13 protein-coding genes are annotated in these 15150 nt (G+C 36.3%); 12 read left to right on the top strand and 1 reads right to left on the bottom strand.

Annotated features, from left to right (window positions below; translation table 11 throughout):
* The first annotated feature begins 193 nt into the window (after positions 1 to 193).
* From NiCM35_RS00560 to priA, 6 genes are all read left to right on the top strand, one after another.
* A complete protein-coding gene (locus NiCM35_RS00560) occupies positions 194 to 1066 on the top strand; it encodes a YicC/YloC family endoribonuclease (protein WP_217279701.1) in 873 nt (290 codons plus the stop codon).
* Positions 1067 to 1126: 60 nt separating this feature from the next.
* Entirely contained in the window at positions 1127 to 1390 is a 264-nt protein-coding gene (gene remA / locus NiCM35_RS00565) for an extracellular matrix/biofilm regulator RemA (protein WP_016201046.1), read from the top strand.
* 9 nt (positions 1391 to 1399) lie between these two features.
* Entirely contained in the window at positions 1400 to 2014 is a 615-nt protein-coding gene (gmk, locus tag NiCM35_RS00570; protein ID WP_095329125.1) for a guanylate kinase, read from the top strand.
* A 3-nt stretch (positions 2015 to 2017) separates the two neighbouring features.
* Positions 2018 to 2236, top strand: coding sequence for a DNA-directed RNA polymerase subunit omega (gene rpoZ / locus NiCM35_RS00575; protein WP_047939945.1), 219 nt, complete (start codon positions 2018 to 2020; stop codon positions 2234 to 2236).
* A gap of 406 nt (positions 2237 to 2642) precedes the next feature.
* Complete coding sequence (gene coaBC / locus NiCM35_RS00580; protein ID WP_095329175.1) at positions 2643 to 3857, top strand: bifunctional phosphopantothenoylcysteine decarboxylase/phosphopantothenate--cysteine ligase CoaBC; 1215 nt, start codon at positions 2643 to 2645, stop codon at positions 3855 to 3857.
* Entirely contained in the window at positions 3854 to 6265 is a 2412-nt protein-coding gene (priA, locus tag NiCM35_RS00585) for a primosomal protein N' (protein ID WP_433778249.1), read from the top strand. The genes coaBC and priA overlap by 4 nt, the downstream gene beginning before the upstream one ends.
* Positions 6266 to 6379: 114 nt before the next feature.
* Here the strand turns inward: priA and NiCM35_RS00590 are convergent, their stop codons facing one another.
* Positions 6380 to 7300, bottom strand: coding sequence for an ArsR/SmtB family transcription factor (locus NiCM35_RS00590; RefSeq protein WP_095329127.1), 921 nt, complete (start codon positions 7298 to 7300; stop codon positions 6380 to 6382).
* Between the two features lie 224 nt (positions 7301 to 7524).
* On the opposite strand from NiCM35_RS00590, the gene NiCM35_RS00595 reads away from it, so the two are divergent.
* The 6 genes from NiCM35_RS00595 to NiCM35_RS00620 all read left to right on the top strand — a co-directional run bounded on the left by NiCM35_RS00595 (position 7525) and on the right by NiCM35_RS00620 (position 14872).
* A complete protein-coding gene (locus NiCM35_RS00595) occupies positions 7525 to 8790 on the top strand; it encodes an extracellular solute-binding protein (RefSeq protein WP_095329128.1) in 1266 nt (421 codons plus the stop codon).
* A 264-nt stretch (positions 8791 to 9054) separates the two neighbouring features.
* Positions 9055 to 9978: a carbohydrate ABC transporter permease gene (locus tag NiCM35_RS00600; protein WP_328587979.1), complete on the top strand. Its 924-nt coding sequence runs from the start codon at positions 9055 to 9057 to the stop codon at positions 9976 to 9978.
* 16 nt (positions 9979 to 9994) lie between these two features.
* The gene (locus NiCM35_RS00605; protein WP_095329129.1) at positions 9995 to 10840 is read left to right on the top strand and encodes a carbohydrate ABC transporter permease; all 846 of its coding nucleotides are present in this window, start codon (positions 9995 to 9997) and stop codon (positions 10838 to 10840) included.
* Positions 10840 to 11277: a hypothetical protein gene (locus tag NiCM35_RS00610; RefSeq protein ID WP_095329130.1), complete on the top strand. Its 438-nt coding sequence runs from the start codon at positions 10840 to 10842 to the stop codon at positions 11275 to 11277. The genes NiCM35_RS00605 and NiCM35_RS00610 overlap by 1 nt, the downstream gene beginning before the upstream one ends.
* Positions 11277 to 13019, top strand: a complete 1743-nt coding sequence (locus tag NiCM35_RS00615; protein ID WP_433778252.1) for a glycoside hydrolase family 2 protein — start codon at positions 11277 to 11279, stop codon at positions 13017 to 13019. The genes NiCM35_RS00610 and NiCM35_RS00615 overlap by 1 nt, the downstream gene beginning before the upstream one ends.
* 17 nt (positions 13020 to 13036) lie before the next feature.
* The gene (locus NiCM35_RS00620; RefSeq protein WP_095329132.1) at positions 13037 to 14872 is read left to right on the top strand and encodes a glycoside hydrolase family 2 protein; all 1836 of its coding nucleotides are present in this window, start codon (positions 13037 to 13039) and stop codon (positions 14870 to 14872) included.
* Positions 14873 to 15150: the final 278 nt, after the last annotated feature.

The following is a 15150-nucleotide window of genomic DNA, read 5'->3' on the forward strand; positions in this document are numbered from 1 at the left end:
CAAAAGGTAGTAGAGATCACTCTATTACCTTTTATTTATTTGATGCTGTTTTTAATGCTGATTTCTAAAAGGTTAGTAACTATATAATGTATAATGAGAAATGATCGAGTAATAAAGCAGCGATTAAACTTTGTGGAAAAAGCACAAGCAACATTAATTCGCACATTTTTTAGAAAACGGATGTGTCAGTATAATGAAAAGCATGACTGGATTTGGAAGAGCAACAAAACAATATCACCATTCAACACTTCATATCGAAATAAAGTCGGTCAATCACAGGTTTAGCGATCAGATTATTCGGATGCCAAAGCAATTTCTATATTTGGAAGATCAAATAAAGAAAATTATTTCAAACTATATACATAGAGGTAGAATCGAAGTATTTGTAACATTAGAGGATGAAGACAAAAAAGGTCAAGAAATTATAGTGGATTGGCCATTACTTGATCAATACTATCAATTGCTTCACCAATTAAAAGACAAATATTCTATCAAAGAGCCCATCTCCCTTCGTGATTTATTAAATCAAGAAGAGTGTTTTCAAATAGTAGAACGAGAGCTTGATATGGAAGAACTATCAGAAGTGTTGCTTGCTACAATGGAAGAAGCGGTTGTCCAGTTAAATAGGATGCGCACTATTGAAGGAGAGGAATTATCCAAAGACTTAGAAAGCAACCTTAAGCAGATAGAAAAGCTAGTTGCGAATTTACAGTCATTGGCTCCAGAAGTGATAGCACAATACCGTGAAAAGCTCAAGGCAAGAATAGAAAGTTATTTAACGGAACCGATTGATGAAGCACGCCTTATTACAGAAGTGGCGATTTTTGCAGATAAAGCAGATATTAATGAGGAATTGGTTAGATTACATAGTCATATTAGACAGTTTTATCAAATTATGGAAGAAAATAACCCGATTGGAAGAAAGCTTGATTTCTTACTTCAAGAAATGAACAGAGAGGTTAATACCATTGGCTCCAAAGCTAATTCAGCTGATATTGGAGCAAATGTGGTGGAGATGAAAAGCTGTTTAGAAAAAATGAAAGAGCAAATTCAAAATATTGAATAATAAGGGTTTAGAATAAATCTTCCTAGTTAAAACTAAAAATAATAAGATTGGAGAAGACGAATGTCCATAAAATTAATCAATATTGGTTTTGGAAATATAGTTTCTGCAAATAGAATTATCTCTATTGTCAGTCCAGAATCTGCTCCTATTAAACGTATTATCCAAGATGCTAGGGATAGAGGATCCTTAATAGATGCAACGTATGGACGAAGAACAAGAGCTGTTATTGTGATGGACAGTGACCACGTTGTTCTTTCAGCAGTTCAGCCAGAAACAGTTGCACACCGTTTAAACGATCGTGATGAGATCATAGAGGAAGGGTAGGAGAAAAATTTGGTAGAAAAGGGACTTTTAATCGTTTTATCTGGACCTTCTGGTGTAGGGAAAGGAACAGTGAGAAAGGAAATCTTCTCACAAAAAAATACATCCTTTGAATATTCTATTTCCATGACAACCAGATCACCGCGCGCTGGTGAGGTAGATGGAGTAGATTACTTCTTTAAATCAAGAGAAGAATTTGAGAATTTAATTGAACAAGGAAAATTACTAGAATATGCAGAGTTTGTTGGAAACTACTATGGTACACCTGTTGACTATGTAAGAGAAACAACATTAAAGGGCAAAGATGTCTTTTTGGAAATTGAAGTAGAGGGTGCGAAACAGGTTCGTGAGAAGTTTCCAGATGGATTATTTATCTTCTTGAGCCCGCCGAGTTTATCAGAGTTAAAAAATCGTATTGTGACAAGAGGAACAGAGTCAGAAGAGATTATTAACAACCGCATGAATGTGGCAAGAGAAGAAATAGAAATGATGCACTTATATGATTATGTCGTAGAAAATGATACAGTAGAGAATGCTTGTGAAAAAATAAAAGCAATCATTGTTGCAGAGCATTGTCGCAGAGAAAGAGTAGAACCAAAATACAAAAAAATGCTGGAGGCTAATTAATCTATGTTATATCCATCTATTGATAAATTAATGACAAAAATCGATTCCAAATATTCATTAGTATCTGTTGCTGCAAAAAGAGCAAGAAAGCTACAAACAAATGCGAAACCGCAATTAGCAAAATATGTTTCTCATAAAAATGTCGGGAAAGCATTAGAAGAAATCAACAAAGATCAATTAACTTATCGTGTGAATACACCCAATGGCGCAAGCGAGGAATAATTAATATTTAATCAATATAGTACGGAATAAAAGGCTTAAGTAAAAGGAATGATTCCATTTACTAAGTCTTTTTTCATGGACATAATGATTATTTAATTATATGCTAACAATAATAAAAGAAATGCAAATCTTACATATGGCTGAAGTTTAAGCATATTGATTCTAACAAAGTTGGGGGAATTTCTGTTCAGGATTGCTCACATTTTTTATGAGCAACTTGCTTCTTTAATTCAATAGCCTTATTCATAAACAAACAATATATCTTATTCTTAACGAAAAAAAGATTCATATAAGTCTGACAGATACAAATGGTTCAACTAACCGGTAAGAGAGGGTGAGGGACAACTTCTCTGACTGATGATATGATCATAAACTTTAGAATAAAAAGAAAGGAAGTAGGCACATGATGTTGAATGGCAAGAAGATTCTTCTGTGTGTAACAGGGGGAATTGCGGTATATAAGGTATGTGCTTTAACTAGTAAATTAACGCAAAAGGGTGCAGATGTGAAGGTTATCATGTCGGAATCGGCAATGGAATTTGTGAATCCATTAACCTTTAAAGCCCTCTCTAAAAACGAAGTATATACAGACACCTTCGATGAAAAAGATCCAAAAGTGATAGCACATATTGATTTGGCTGATTGGGCTGATCTAATTTTAGTGGCCCCAGCAACGGCCAATGTGATTGGAAAGATTGCAAACGGTATTGCGGATAATATGATCACAACAACTTTGCTTGCAGCAACAAGTGACGTTTGGATTGCGCCAGCGATGAATGTACATATGTATGATCATCCTGCTGTTATTAAAAATATTAACACGCTTCATGACTATGGTTACCGTTTTATCAACCCAGGTGAAGGCTATTTAGCATGTGGCTATGTCGGAAAAGGAAGATTGGAAGAACCGGAAATGATTGTTCAGCATATGGAGGACTATTTTTCCGATAATAACAAGAACAAAATCCTAACTGGAACAACCGTCCTTGTGACTGCTGGACCAACGCGTGAAAAAATTGATCCAGTTCGTTTTATTTCTAATCACTCCTCTGGAAAAATGGGATATAGTATTGCTAAAAAAGCAATTGCGTATGGGGCAGATGTTATTTTAGTATCTGGACCTACGAATCTAGCTCCACCAAAAGGTGCTCAAGTTATTTCAGTGGAAAGTGCGGAAGAGATGTATAACGCTGTAATGACATCCAGAGAAAAAGCTGACATTATTATTAAAACAGCTGCGGTAAGTGACTATAAACCCACGATTGTTTATGACCACAAAGTGAAAAAGCAAAGTGGTCCCGAAACAATTGAATTCACGCGGACCCAAGATATTTTATCCGAACTTGGAAAAAGAAAAGAACAGCAGATTCTCATTGGCTTTGCAGCAGAAACACAAAATATGGCTGAATATGCAATGGATAAATTAAAACGGAAAAATGCAGATATGATTGTGGCTAATAATGTAAATAGACAAGATTCTGGCTTTGGAACCGATACAAATCTTGTGACGATGTACAAGAGAGATGGAACTTCTATCGAATTACCGCTTCTTTCTAAGGATGAAGTAGCGGAAAAAATCTTGGAACAAGCTATGTTGATGAAGGAAGCTGTTCAAAAATGACGGTAGCCAAAGTAATTGTCGATGTACCGGCAAAACAAACGGACAGACCCTTTGATTATCTAATTCCGGAAGAATTGGAAGACGTTATTCAACCAGGGATGCGCGTTATTGTTCCATTTGGTCCTAGAAAGGTACAAGGCTTTGTGGAAAGCATAGAAGAATCCTCAAGCTTTAAATCATTAAAAAAAATCATAGAACCGATGGACTTAGTGCCCGTTTTAAATAAAGAACTTTTATCTCTTGCTGACTGGTTGTCCCATTCTACGCTCTGTTATAAGATTTCTGCTTTTCAAGCGATGTTACCACCGGCTTTAAAAGCTAAATATGAGCGTAAAGTAAAGAAGGTATCTGGGGAAGAAGAGAAGATGGCTGAAGGGGTAGCCGCTCTTTTTACGAAAACGGGAGAAGTGGTTTGGGAGGAAGCGTTAAAGAATGTATCTCTTTCTTCCTTACAAAAGGAAGTGAAGAAAGGAACAATCGAGGTTTCCTATGAGGTACAATCAAGAGGCAAGAAGAAGAAGGTAAAACATATTTATCCTCTTCTAAATAGGGAAGAATTACTTCATTATGAAGAATCGCTGAATAAAAACGCTAAAAAACAAAAAGAATTATTGGTTTATTTTAGTGAGCATCCAGACCCAATCGAACAAAAGCAACTACTTACGAAATTGAGTATTTCAACAGCTGTAATAAAAAGCTTAGTCGAAAAAGGGCTTCTTGCAGAAATGGAAAAAGAAGTATACCGCGATCCTTATCAAGAGCGGGAGTTTGAAAGAACATTTGCCTTGCCTTTAACCGATGATCAGGCGAAAGTGGTGGCGCCGATTCATCAAGCGGTAGAACAAAATCAGCATGAAGTTTTTCTGTTGTATGGTGTAACCGGTAGTGGGAAAACAGAGGTATATTTACAATCCATTGATAAAGTGCTGGCAAAGGGAGAAGAAGCAATTGTGCTTGTTCCGGAAATAGCGCTGACACCACAGATGGTCAATCGCTTTAAAGGCCGCTTTGGCGATCAGGTTGCCGTTCTCCATAGTGGGTTATCGGTGGGAGAAAAATATGATGAGTGGCGGAAAATCCAAAGAAATGAAGTAAAGGTGGTAGTTGGAGCTAGATCTGCTATCTTTGCACCATTTACAAATCTCGGGCTTATCATTATTGATGAAGAGCATGAAATGACATATAAGCAAGAGGAGAATCCTCGCTATCATGCTAAAGATGTCGCGATCGAGAGAGGGAAAAAGCATGGCTGTCCGATTATTTTAGGTAGTGCCACGCCATCTTTAGAAAGCTTTGCAAGAGCTCAAAAAGGTGTATATTCTTTACTGTCCCTTCCAAATCGTATGAATAACCAAGAACTCCCAAAAGTGGAAATTATTGATATGCGAGAAGAATTGAGAAGTGGTAATCGTTCCATGTTTTCCGAAGTGTTGCTGGAAAAACTAAAAGATCGTCTAGAAAAGAAAGAGCAAACAGTATTGTTTTTAAATAAACGGGGACATTCCTCCTTTGTCATGTGCCGTGATTGCGGTTATGTGGTGAAATGTCCAAATTGTGATATTAGCTTGACCTATCACCGTTTTCAAAATCAGATGAAGTGCCACTATTGTGGATATGAAACGTATACGCCTACCACTTGTCCAGAATGCAGCAGCGAGCATATTCGATATTTTGGCACAGGGACGCAAAAGGTAGAAGAAGAGCTGACGAAAATTTTGCCTGAAGCAAGGGTTATTCGCATGGATGTCGATACAACAAGTCGAAAGGGAGCCCATGAAAAGCTGCTGCAAAAATTCCAAGAGGGAGAAGCAGATATTCTATTAGGCACCCAAATGATTGCCAAAGGACTAGATTTCCCAAGAATTACGCTAGTTGGTGTACTGTCAGCTGATACAATGCTTCATTTGCCAGATTTCCGCTCATCGGAGAAGACCTTTCAATTACTGACACAAGTAAGCGGAAGAGCAGGCAGACATGAATTGCAAGGCGAAGTAATTTTCCAAACCTATACGCCAGAGCATTATAGTATTGAGCTTGCGAGCGAACAGGATTATGACCGTTTTTATGAAACAGAGATGATGATTCGCAGACAACATGCTTATCCTCCCTACTATTTTCTTACGATGATTACGATTAGTCATGAAGAGCTAATGAAAGTAGTCGGGGTTGCGGAAAAAATCACGCAGATCGTCCGAAATAGATTATCACCGCAAACGGTTATTTTAGGACCAGTCGCTTCACCAATTGCTAGAATAAAAAATAAATATCGCTATCAATGCCTAATAAAGTATAAACAAGAACCAAACTTAGAAGAAGTTTTAAAATCAATATTAGATCATTACCAAACAGAAATAAGCACAAACGGCCTACAGATTTCGATTGATGTTAATCCGTTTATTTTGATGTAATGTTCTGTAGAGTAATCGAACTGTTTGATCAGATTGTAACTATAGTAAGACCATAGTATTAAAAAAACATGGGTAGGGTCTCAGTCAATGACCTTACCCATGTTTTTTCTTTCGTTAATTATTTTCCTTCTCCAAATAATAAATGCCAACCTGAATATTTTGTTTATGGTTCCCGAAATGTTCCCCGAATATAGTTAATCCACCAACTCTTTCAGATTCCTCTTCGACCGCAATTCTCAGAGTGAGGAAAGGAGAGCTCTCAAGCTGTAATTCATTAATCGTTACGCTCGAAAAGGGTTCGCCATCAATCCCTGTATCGATTTTATTCACTCTGATCGTTTTTAACAAACCGTACTGACTAAATTTATCATTCCACCATTTTGGTGTATAGCGACCTCTCACATCAGAAAAATTACCGGGAACAGTGTATGTACCGAGCTTTACATTATTTAAATAAAATGTTATGTCACTCGGCCAAACATTATTGGAAAGTGGGAATTCAGAAGCAAGCTCCAGACTGATTTCTACCATTTCTGGAATTTCATTTGGTCCTAGTAAGTTAGGGATTTTATACTCTACAAATCCTTGAGACAACCATAATAGCTGGGCGTCCACTCTTTGGCTGTCCATAAAATATTTTGGATCATCTGCTTTCCCGATTATTTCTTTTTCTGTTGCAATCCCACAAGTAGGCTTTACAGAAAAATCTGTATAATGGCCAATTTTTAAATCAGTTTCGTGTAGTTGATATTCTTTAAATATTTTTCGTGGAAAATGAATTTCAATATTGTCTATCGCTAAATAAACAATTTTTTGGAGTCCTGATTTTCCAGGGATTCTTTCCGATTTAACAATCCCTGCTTCTTCTAGCTTTTGAATATGACGGGTAACAATGGCGGCGCTTATGCCTAATTGTTTTGCTAAATCAGAAATATTCATGTTGTTTTTTGCGAGAATTTCTATGATCTCTATTCTCGTTTCACTAGCAAGAGCTTGATAAATATGAAAATAGTCTTTTGAAATTTGTATTTGCATAGCAATCTCCTTTAACTTTATGGTTAAAAAGTAGCTTGTCTGTTTATTTTATCATTCACAGTGTTTAACTACAATAGAAAACACTAAAAATATTGTTTAAATAAGATTGACAACGCTTTCTTATGTTGTTAAATTAATAGTGTAATAAGAAGTTGTGCAATTACTTTAACTTTTTAGTTAAAGATTTTTATTAAGTAGTAAGTTAAATAAAAGGAGGAATTAATGTGGGGGCAAAGAGCAAGCTTTGGAAGTATGTTGGTGTGATTGGACTCTCAATCAGTATTTTAGCAGGCTGTGGCGATTCAGAAGCAAGTAGCAGTGCCAAGAATGAAATAACGTTTTGGAATCCGTTTACAGGTCCAGATGGAAAAAATATGCAGGCGATGGTAAATGAATATAATAAAACAAATCCCGAGTACAAAATCAAAAACGTCTCTTTAAAAGAAGGAGATATGTATACGAAAATTCCAACGATTGTAAACTCTAAAAAGAATATTCCAGATTTAACAATTGTCCATGCAGAACGAATTAAACAGTTTAAAGATAATGATATGCTGACTTCTTATAATGACTTGCTTGCAGATTTTCCGGAAATTAAAGCAGATAACTATGTAGCAGAAGCTTGGAAGATTGGAGAACTAGATTCAGAGCGTTATAGTATCCCGTTAGATATTCATACTTTCGGTCTTTACTACAACAAAGATTTAGTTGATCAGTATTTGCCGACAGCATTGGATGACAATATCGTTACATTTGATGAAATTAAACAAGTTGGCGAGAAAGCCCAAAAAGATAAAATCAGAGCACTAGGGGTAACGTGGCTAAAACCTAATTTCTTGTCCTTGTATGCACAAAATGGTGGTGAGTTAACAGAAGATGGTATTCAACCAACTTTAGTTAACCAAGCAGCAAAAGATACTTTTAATCTATGGAGAGATTATGTAAAGGCTGGTTATACAACAAAGGATGGAGAAGATCCGACCCAAATGTTCTTAACTGGAAAAGTTGTCTTTCTTCCTGAAGGAATTTGGATGCAAAACCAAATTAAAGAATCAAAGGTAAATTGGGGTTTAACTAATGCGCCTCAATTATCAGATGATCTATCAAAAGCGGTCAACTGGTCTTCTTCTCACCAATTTGTCATGTTGAAAGATGACTCACGTACGGAGGAAAAAGAAAAAGCTGTTGTGAAGTTTTTAGACTGGGTTCGTGATAATTCAATGGAATGGGCAAAATCGGGACAAAATCCAGCTACGCTTGCGCTTTTAGAAAATGAAGAATATAAAGCAATGCCACAATCCTTCTTCTTGGCAACGCCTGAACAACAAGCAACATTAAAAATCTTTGACTATAAATACAATGGTTATGTTTCAGAACTATTAGATTCTAAAGCTGGGGATGTTGTATTCTCCAAAACAGAAACAGACAAAGCATTAGAAGATATGGAAAAAGAAATATCTGCTAAGGTAGAAAAAGATAATTCGAATTAATGTTTGCCAAAAAGTAAAAACGCTTACTTATAGAGTGATTGGAGAAGCCGCTGACTTTAACAAGGTAGTGTTTACTGTTGTGGAATATTATTATGCGAATTCTTATTGAACTTTATCCTAAACAGCTAATGGAATAAAAAGCAAGCAGCCTAAATATAGAAACAAAAGTGCAGCAGGAAATCGAAGTATTTAGGCTGTATGCTCAAACTAGAATAAGATTAAAATCTTATTCTAATAGAAGCGAGAGGAAAGGAAGTAGGGCGTATGGAAACTGTTCCCGCTACGAAAAATGTAAAACAAATGAAATTAAAAAACTCCAGAAGTACATCCTTTGCACCATGGCTATTTTTAGCCCCTCATTTGATCATTTTTGGAGTGTTTTTTCTTATTCCAATCTTTTTTGGAATTTATATTTCTTTTACAGAATGGGATTTAATTAGTTCGCCAATTTTTGTTGGATTGGATAATTACAAAGAATTATTACTTCAACCAGACTCCGTCTTTTATGAACAACTTCATAATGGGTTGAAAAATACCTTTTTATTTGTTCTATTTACTGTCCCATTTTGTATTATTGTACCTCTGCTTCTTGCAGCAGCTTTGAACACAAAACCAGTTCTATGGAAAGTATTTCAGTCTTTATTCTATTTACCATCATTGTTTGCAATTTCTGCTGTCATCATTATTTGGGGGCTTATGTTTAATGTAACATATGGTCCAATTAATAATATTTTCAATCTGGAAACCGTTTGGACTGGTACTCAGCCATATGCATGGATTGCATTGGTAGCAGTAACAGTTTGGTGGACGATTGGAGGAAATATGATCATTTACCAAGCGGCATTGAATGGTATTCCGAAAGATTATTATGAAGCGGCAGATATTGATGGCGCATCTCCTTTTCAGAAGTTTATGAAAATTACCCTTCCGAGCATTAGAGGTCAAATTCTATATACGGTTGTTATTACAACCATTGCTCAATTTAATGTTTATGGACAGCCGTTGATGTTAACAGGTGGCGGTCCAACAGATTCAACAAGGGTGTTATTAATGGATATTCAGCAAAATGCCTTTGGTTCAGGTCAATCAATTGCGGGGATCTCGTCGGCGATGGCTGTTATTCTTGGACTTTGTATAATGGTTGTTGCATCATTACAATTCTTTTTCTTGAGAGAGAAGAAGAATTAATTAAAGGAGGAAGAGTATGAGCAGTAAAAGAATCAATCCACTACCTAAAATAATCGGGTTTGCCTTTTTGCTTATCATGGCTGTGATTTGGATTATTCCTTTATTATGGGGAGTTGTAACCTCCTTTAAATCAGAGATAGAACTACAAACAGTAGGCTTTAAATTTCTTCCCATTGAATGGGTACTGACAAATTACACGACTTTATTAGTTGATAATACAAGTACACCATTGGTTCGTTGGTTTACAAATTCAGTTGTTATTTCTGTGTCACACACATTATTAGTATTAATTGTGGTGACATTATCAGCCTTCGCTTTTAGTAGATTGAATTTTAGAGGGAAAAATGGTTTGTTTGCCTTTTTAATGGCAACGATGATGTTTCCTGGTGTAGTAAATCTTATTCCTCTCTATAAAATCATCGATATTCTTGGTTGGGTAAATTCTCCGATTGCGATGATTGTTCCAGGCGCAGCAGGTGTATTCAATATTTTTCTAGTTAGACAATTTATGAATAATATTCCTCTCGAATTTGATGAAGCAGCTCGTATGGATGGGGCAAGTGATTTTCAAATTTTAGGTAAGGTAATTTTGCCTTTGATCAAACCGGTTCTCCTTGTTGTTGCCTTATTTTCCTTTACAGGATCATGGAATGACTTTTTATGGCCATCAATTGTTTTTAATGATATAGAAAAAATGCCGATCACACCGGGGCTGCAGCTATTGCAAGGGATGTATCAAGCACAGCCAACCTTATTAATGGCAGGCGCATTGGTTGCGATAATTCCCACCTTTATCCTGTACCTATTCGCACAGAAATATTTCTTAGAATCAATGTCCTTATCAGCTGGAGTGAAAGGATAATGAATAGAAAACTAGAAAGAAATTTAGTGAGAATAGTAGGCGTTTGGCAAATCGTTGATGGACTTATTACGATCCTGCTATATGGAACAGTAAAAAAGGTAGAAGGTGCTAAGCTTGTGGAGGACTCGGCTTTTGTCTATATAAAAGCGATGGAATCTTATGTTGGAAGTATCTATATATTCATTGGTATGTTTGGGGCTTTATTAATTGGTCTAGGATTAATAAATTTAGTCTGTGCCAAGAAATATATGATAGATGATCAAGTTCATGTAAAGGTTGCCGTATGGCTGTTTGTATGTGGAGCACTATCCTATATCATCATGGATATTATCAGTCTAGTTTTATGTATGTCAGCGGGTATTTTAGTTTTAGCAAAAAATAAATCTATTCGAAAAATAAATAGGACAATAAATAAACGAGTCGGAGGTATAAATTAATGAATGTATTGCATCCAAATCCTCAGTTTCACAGAGTGGAATGGGTTTCTTTAGATGGAAAATGGAAATTTGCGTTTGATGATAAAAAAGTGGGAGACAAAGAGAGATGGTATGACTCTTTTCCAGAAAGCCAAACAATCAATGTGCCGTTTACTTATGAGACGAAAGCGAGCGGCGTCAATCAGCAAGAACATCATGAAACAGTATGGTATGAAAGAACAATCGTAATCGATGATACAAAGAAGCATCCAATTGTCCATTTTGAAGGAGTAGATTATGAGGCTTTTATCTATGTAAATGGGAATCTTGCCACGATCCATCAAGGAGGTTACTATGGTTTTTCTGTGGATGTAACTGACTTTGTAACAACTGGAGAGAATAAACTAACTATTAAAGTCAAAGATTCAAAGGATTGTGCACAACCAAGAGGAAAACAGCGCTGGCATGATGAGAATTTTGGCTGCTGGTATGTTCAGACAACAGGAATATGGAAATCCGTTTGGTTGGAATATGTAAATGAGTTTCACTTAAATCATGCGAAAATTACACCATTATTTGATGCCCAACAAGTAGCGATTGAAGTAGAAACAAAAGGAATTCCGCTAACGGCAGATGGCTATAAAATAGTGGCATCCATCCAATTTGACGATAAAGTAATCAATGAATTAACAGCTAATATAATTGATAATGCAGCGTCCCTTACTGGAAGTGTATTAGAAAGACTGGATCCATGGACAATGAAAGTATGGAGTCCAGAAAGCCCTAAATTATATGATTTGACGCTTAAATTGTACCACCATGATGAATTACTGGATGAAATTCACTCTTATTTTGGTATGCGCAAGATATCTATTGAAGGAAATAGAATTCTTCTTAATAATAGAGAGTTATATCAACGCTTAATTTTGGATCAAGGCTACTGGGAAGAATCAGATTTAACACCACCAAGTGTTGCGGCGTTGGAAGAAGATATCGATAAAATATTAGAGTTGGGATATAACGGAGTTCGTAAGCACCAAAAAGTAGAAGACAGCAGATTTTTATATTTAGCAGATAAGAAAGGGCTTCTTGTCTGGCTGGAAGTTGGTTCAACGTATGGCTTTAGTGACAAAGCAGTCCGCAATTTTACCCATGAATGGCTGGAAATTGTGAAGCAAAATTACAACCATCCGAGTGTGATTACATGGGTGCCATTTAATGAATCGTGGGGCATTGGCGATATCCATCATGATAAGCAGCAACAAGCTTTTACGGAAAGTATCTATCATTTAACTAAAGCGTATGATCGTAATCGCCCTGTTATCACAAATGATGGCTGGGAACATACTATTTCCGATATTATCACCCTTCATGACTATGAGGAATATGGAGCGTTGCTTGCAAGTAGATATAAAGACAGCGACAAGTTAATGTCAAATGGCATCCAGTTCAATAAAGGTTTTTATGCTTTTGCAGATGGTTATCCGTATAAAGGACAGCCAATAGTTATTTCAGAGTTTGGCGGAATCGCTTTCCAAACAGAGGAAGGTTGGGGCTATGGGAATCAAGTGAAGGATGAAGAAGCGTTCTTTAAACGTTTTGAAGACATCCACCATGCAGTTCAGGATTTAGAATACGTATGTGGTTATTGTTATACACAACTAACCGATGTCCAACAAGAAGTAAATGGCTTACTTACAATCGATCGGAAGCCAAAAGTTTCTGTAGAGAGAGTAAGACAAGTAAATACCCGAAGATTATAATCATAGGAGTGTATACGATGACGAGACAAGAATATCCCCGTCCGCAGTTCGTACGTGACCAGTGGATTAACTTAAATGGAACTTGGCAATTTCAGTTTGATGATAAGAATGTTGGTGAACAAGAGCAATATTTTAATAAAGAAACACTGGATAAAGAAATACAAGTACCGTTTGTTTACCAATCTAAGTTAAGTGGAATTGGGGAAAGAACCATTCATGAATATGTATGGTATAAGAAAGAAGTAGTGATTCCTAAATACGCAGATAAACGAACGATCTTGCATTTTGGTGCAGTAGATTACTATTGCAAGGTATACGTGAACGGAAAATTTGTGGGAGACCATGAAGGCGGACATACTTCATTCTCATTTGATATTTCGAATTATTTATTAGACGAAAACCAAAGTATTACTGTTAAAGTCTATGATCCTATCAAAGATGAAACCATTCCACGAGGGAAGCAGTTCTGGGAAGAAGAACCAAGGGCGATTTGGTATACGAATTCTACAGGGATTTGGCAGACGGTCTGGGTGGAACAAGTAAATAATGATTATCTGGAAAAAGTTCGATTTACTCCTGATCTAGACCGCGGTGTCGTCTGGATGGATTTTGATTTAAATAAAGAAGCAGAAATATCAAAAGCGAATTATTATGTGAAATACAAAATAAGTTTTAAGAATATTTTAATTGCGGAAGATCGAATTAAAATGAATAATCTTGCGGAAAAACGTGCGGTTGATATTATCCAAAATAAAATCTTTCGCACAAATTTTCACGATAGCGGCTATACTTGGTCACCGGAACACCCAAATTTATTTAACGTATCTATCGAACTTTGTGATGAAAAAGGAATCGTTTTAGATAAAGTACAATCTTATTTCGGCTATCGAAAAGTTCATACAGAAAATGGTATGGTTTATTTAAACAATAAACCATATTATCAAAAGCTGGTTCTTGATCAAGGTTATTGGCCAGAGGGGCTTTTAACGGCGCCGAAAGCAGAAGATTATAAAAAGGATATAGAATTAGCGAAAGAAATGGGATTCAATGGCTGTAGAAAGCATCAAAAAACAGAAGATCCTCTCTTCATGTATTATGCAGATACATTAGGTTTTCTAGTATGGGGAGAATGTGCATCTGCTCCTGTTTATACAAAAGAAGCGGCGACAAGATTAATGAAGGAATGGATGGAAATAGTCGATCGTGACTATAATCACCCTTCTATCGTTACTTGGGTTCCCTTAAATGAAAGCTGGGGTATTCCGGATATTCATCATGATAAAAAACAACAGCATTTCTCTACAACCATGTATCACATGCTCCATGCTATTGATGGTACACGTCTGGTTATCTCAAATGATGGCTGGGAAGCAACCGTTACAGATATCTGTGCGATTCATAACTACGGTCATGGAAATGCCGATGAAAAAGCGAAGTATCAATACTTTAAAGAGTCCATATCTACAGTTGATAATTTACTTACACATTCACATAGTAAATGGGAAGTGTATGCAGAAAACCACTCCCACCAAGGAGAACCAATCCTGTTAACAGAATTCGGAGGCATCGCCTTTAAAATCGGCGAACAAAGCGGTTGGGGCTACACTTCTGTGGAGAACGCAGAAGATTATATAACAGAATACCGCAAAATCATGGAAGCAATCTTTCAATCAAAGGGATTATGGGGCTATTGCTATACGCAGCTGACAGATGTTGAACAAGAAATTAATGGGATTTTAACGTATAATCGGATTCCAAAATGCGATTTATCCAAGATTAATGAACTGAATAATCTCTTCTTTCCCGAGCGATTGGCGATTAAAGGGAAGGTAGCTAATGGAGGCATAAACTAACTAGATAATCTGTAAAGACCAACAATCTCTCATTTAGCTATTAGCTAATGGTTATTTTCTAATGCTGGTTGTTGCTGGTTTAAATGTAGTCATGTTTAAAAACTAATTTGTTCCAAACTATACTTATCAACAGTAATATGTTAAAATGTTCAAGGCTCATGACAGCGAAAATGATGGATGGTTTCAAGTTATCCTGAGTTTCCTGACATGGGTTTTTATTTTGTCCGCTCAAAAAAATAGTAACGAACGAATTAATTTCCAAAAGGAATACATAGCTA

Origin of the sequence: Niallia sp. M35, assembly GCF_050971705.1 — a bacterium.
GTDB classification, from domain to species: Bacteria; Bacillota; Bacilli; order Bacillales; family Cytobacillaceae; genus Niallia; species Niallia circulans_A.

Excerpts from the sequence above, each read along its gene's own strand:
- NiCM35_RS00620 (WP_095329132.1), top strand. The coding sequence starts at position 13,037 with ATGACGAGACAAGAATATCCCCGTCCGCAGTTCGTACGTGACCAGTGG.
- NiCM35_RS00560 (WP_217279701.1), top strand. The coding sequence starts at position 194 with ATGAAAAGCATGACTGGATTTGGAAGAGCAACAAAACAATATCACCAT.
- NiCM35_RS00590 (WP_095329127.1), bottom strand. The coding sequence starts at position 7,300 with ATGCAAATACAAATTTCAAAAGACTATTTTCATATTTATCAAGCTCTT.
- NiCM35_RS00605 (WP_095329129.1), top strand. The coding sequence starts at position 9,995 with ATGAGCAGTAAAAGAATCAATCCACTACCTAAAATAATCGGGTTTGCC.
- NiCM35_RS00615 (WP_433778252.1), top strand. The coding sequence starts at position 11,277 with ATGAATGTATTGCATCCAAATCCTCAGTTTCACAGAGTGGAATGGGTT.
- coaBC (WP_095329175.1), top strand. The coding sequence starts at position 2,643 with ATGTTGAATGGCAAGAAGATTCTTCTGTGTGTAACAGGGGGAATTGCG.
- NiCM35_RS00610 (WP_095329130.1), top strand. The coding sequence starts at position 10,840 with ATGAATAGAAAACTAGAAAGAAATTTAGTGAGAATAGTAGGCGTTTGG.
- priA (WP_433778249.1), top strand. The coding sequence starts at position 3,854 with ATGACGGTAGCCAAAGTAATTGTCGATGTACCGGCAAAACAAACGGAC.
- NiCM35_RS00600 (WP_328587979.1), top strand. The coding sequence starts at position 9,055 with ATGGAAACTGTTCCCGCTACGAAAAATGTAAAACAAATGAAATTAAAA.
- remA (WP_016201046.1), top strand. The coding sequence starts at position 1,127 with ATGTCCATAAAATTAATCAATATTGGTTTTGGAAATATAGTTTCTGCA.
- rpoZ (WP_047939945.1), top strand. The coding sequence starts at position 2,018 with ATGTTATATCCATCTATTGATAAATTAATGACAAAAATCGATTCCAAA.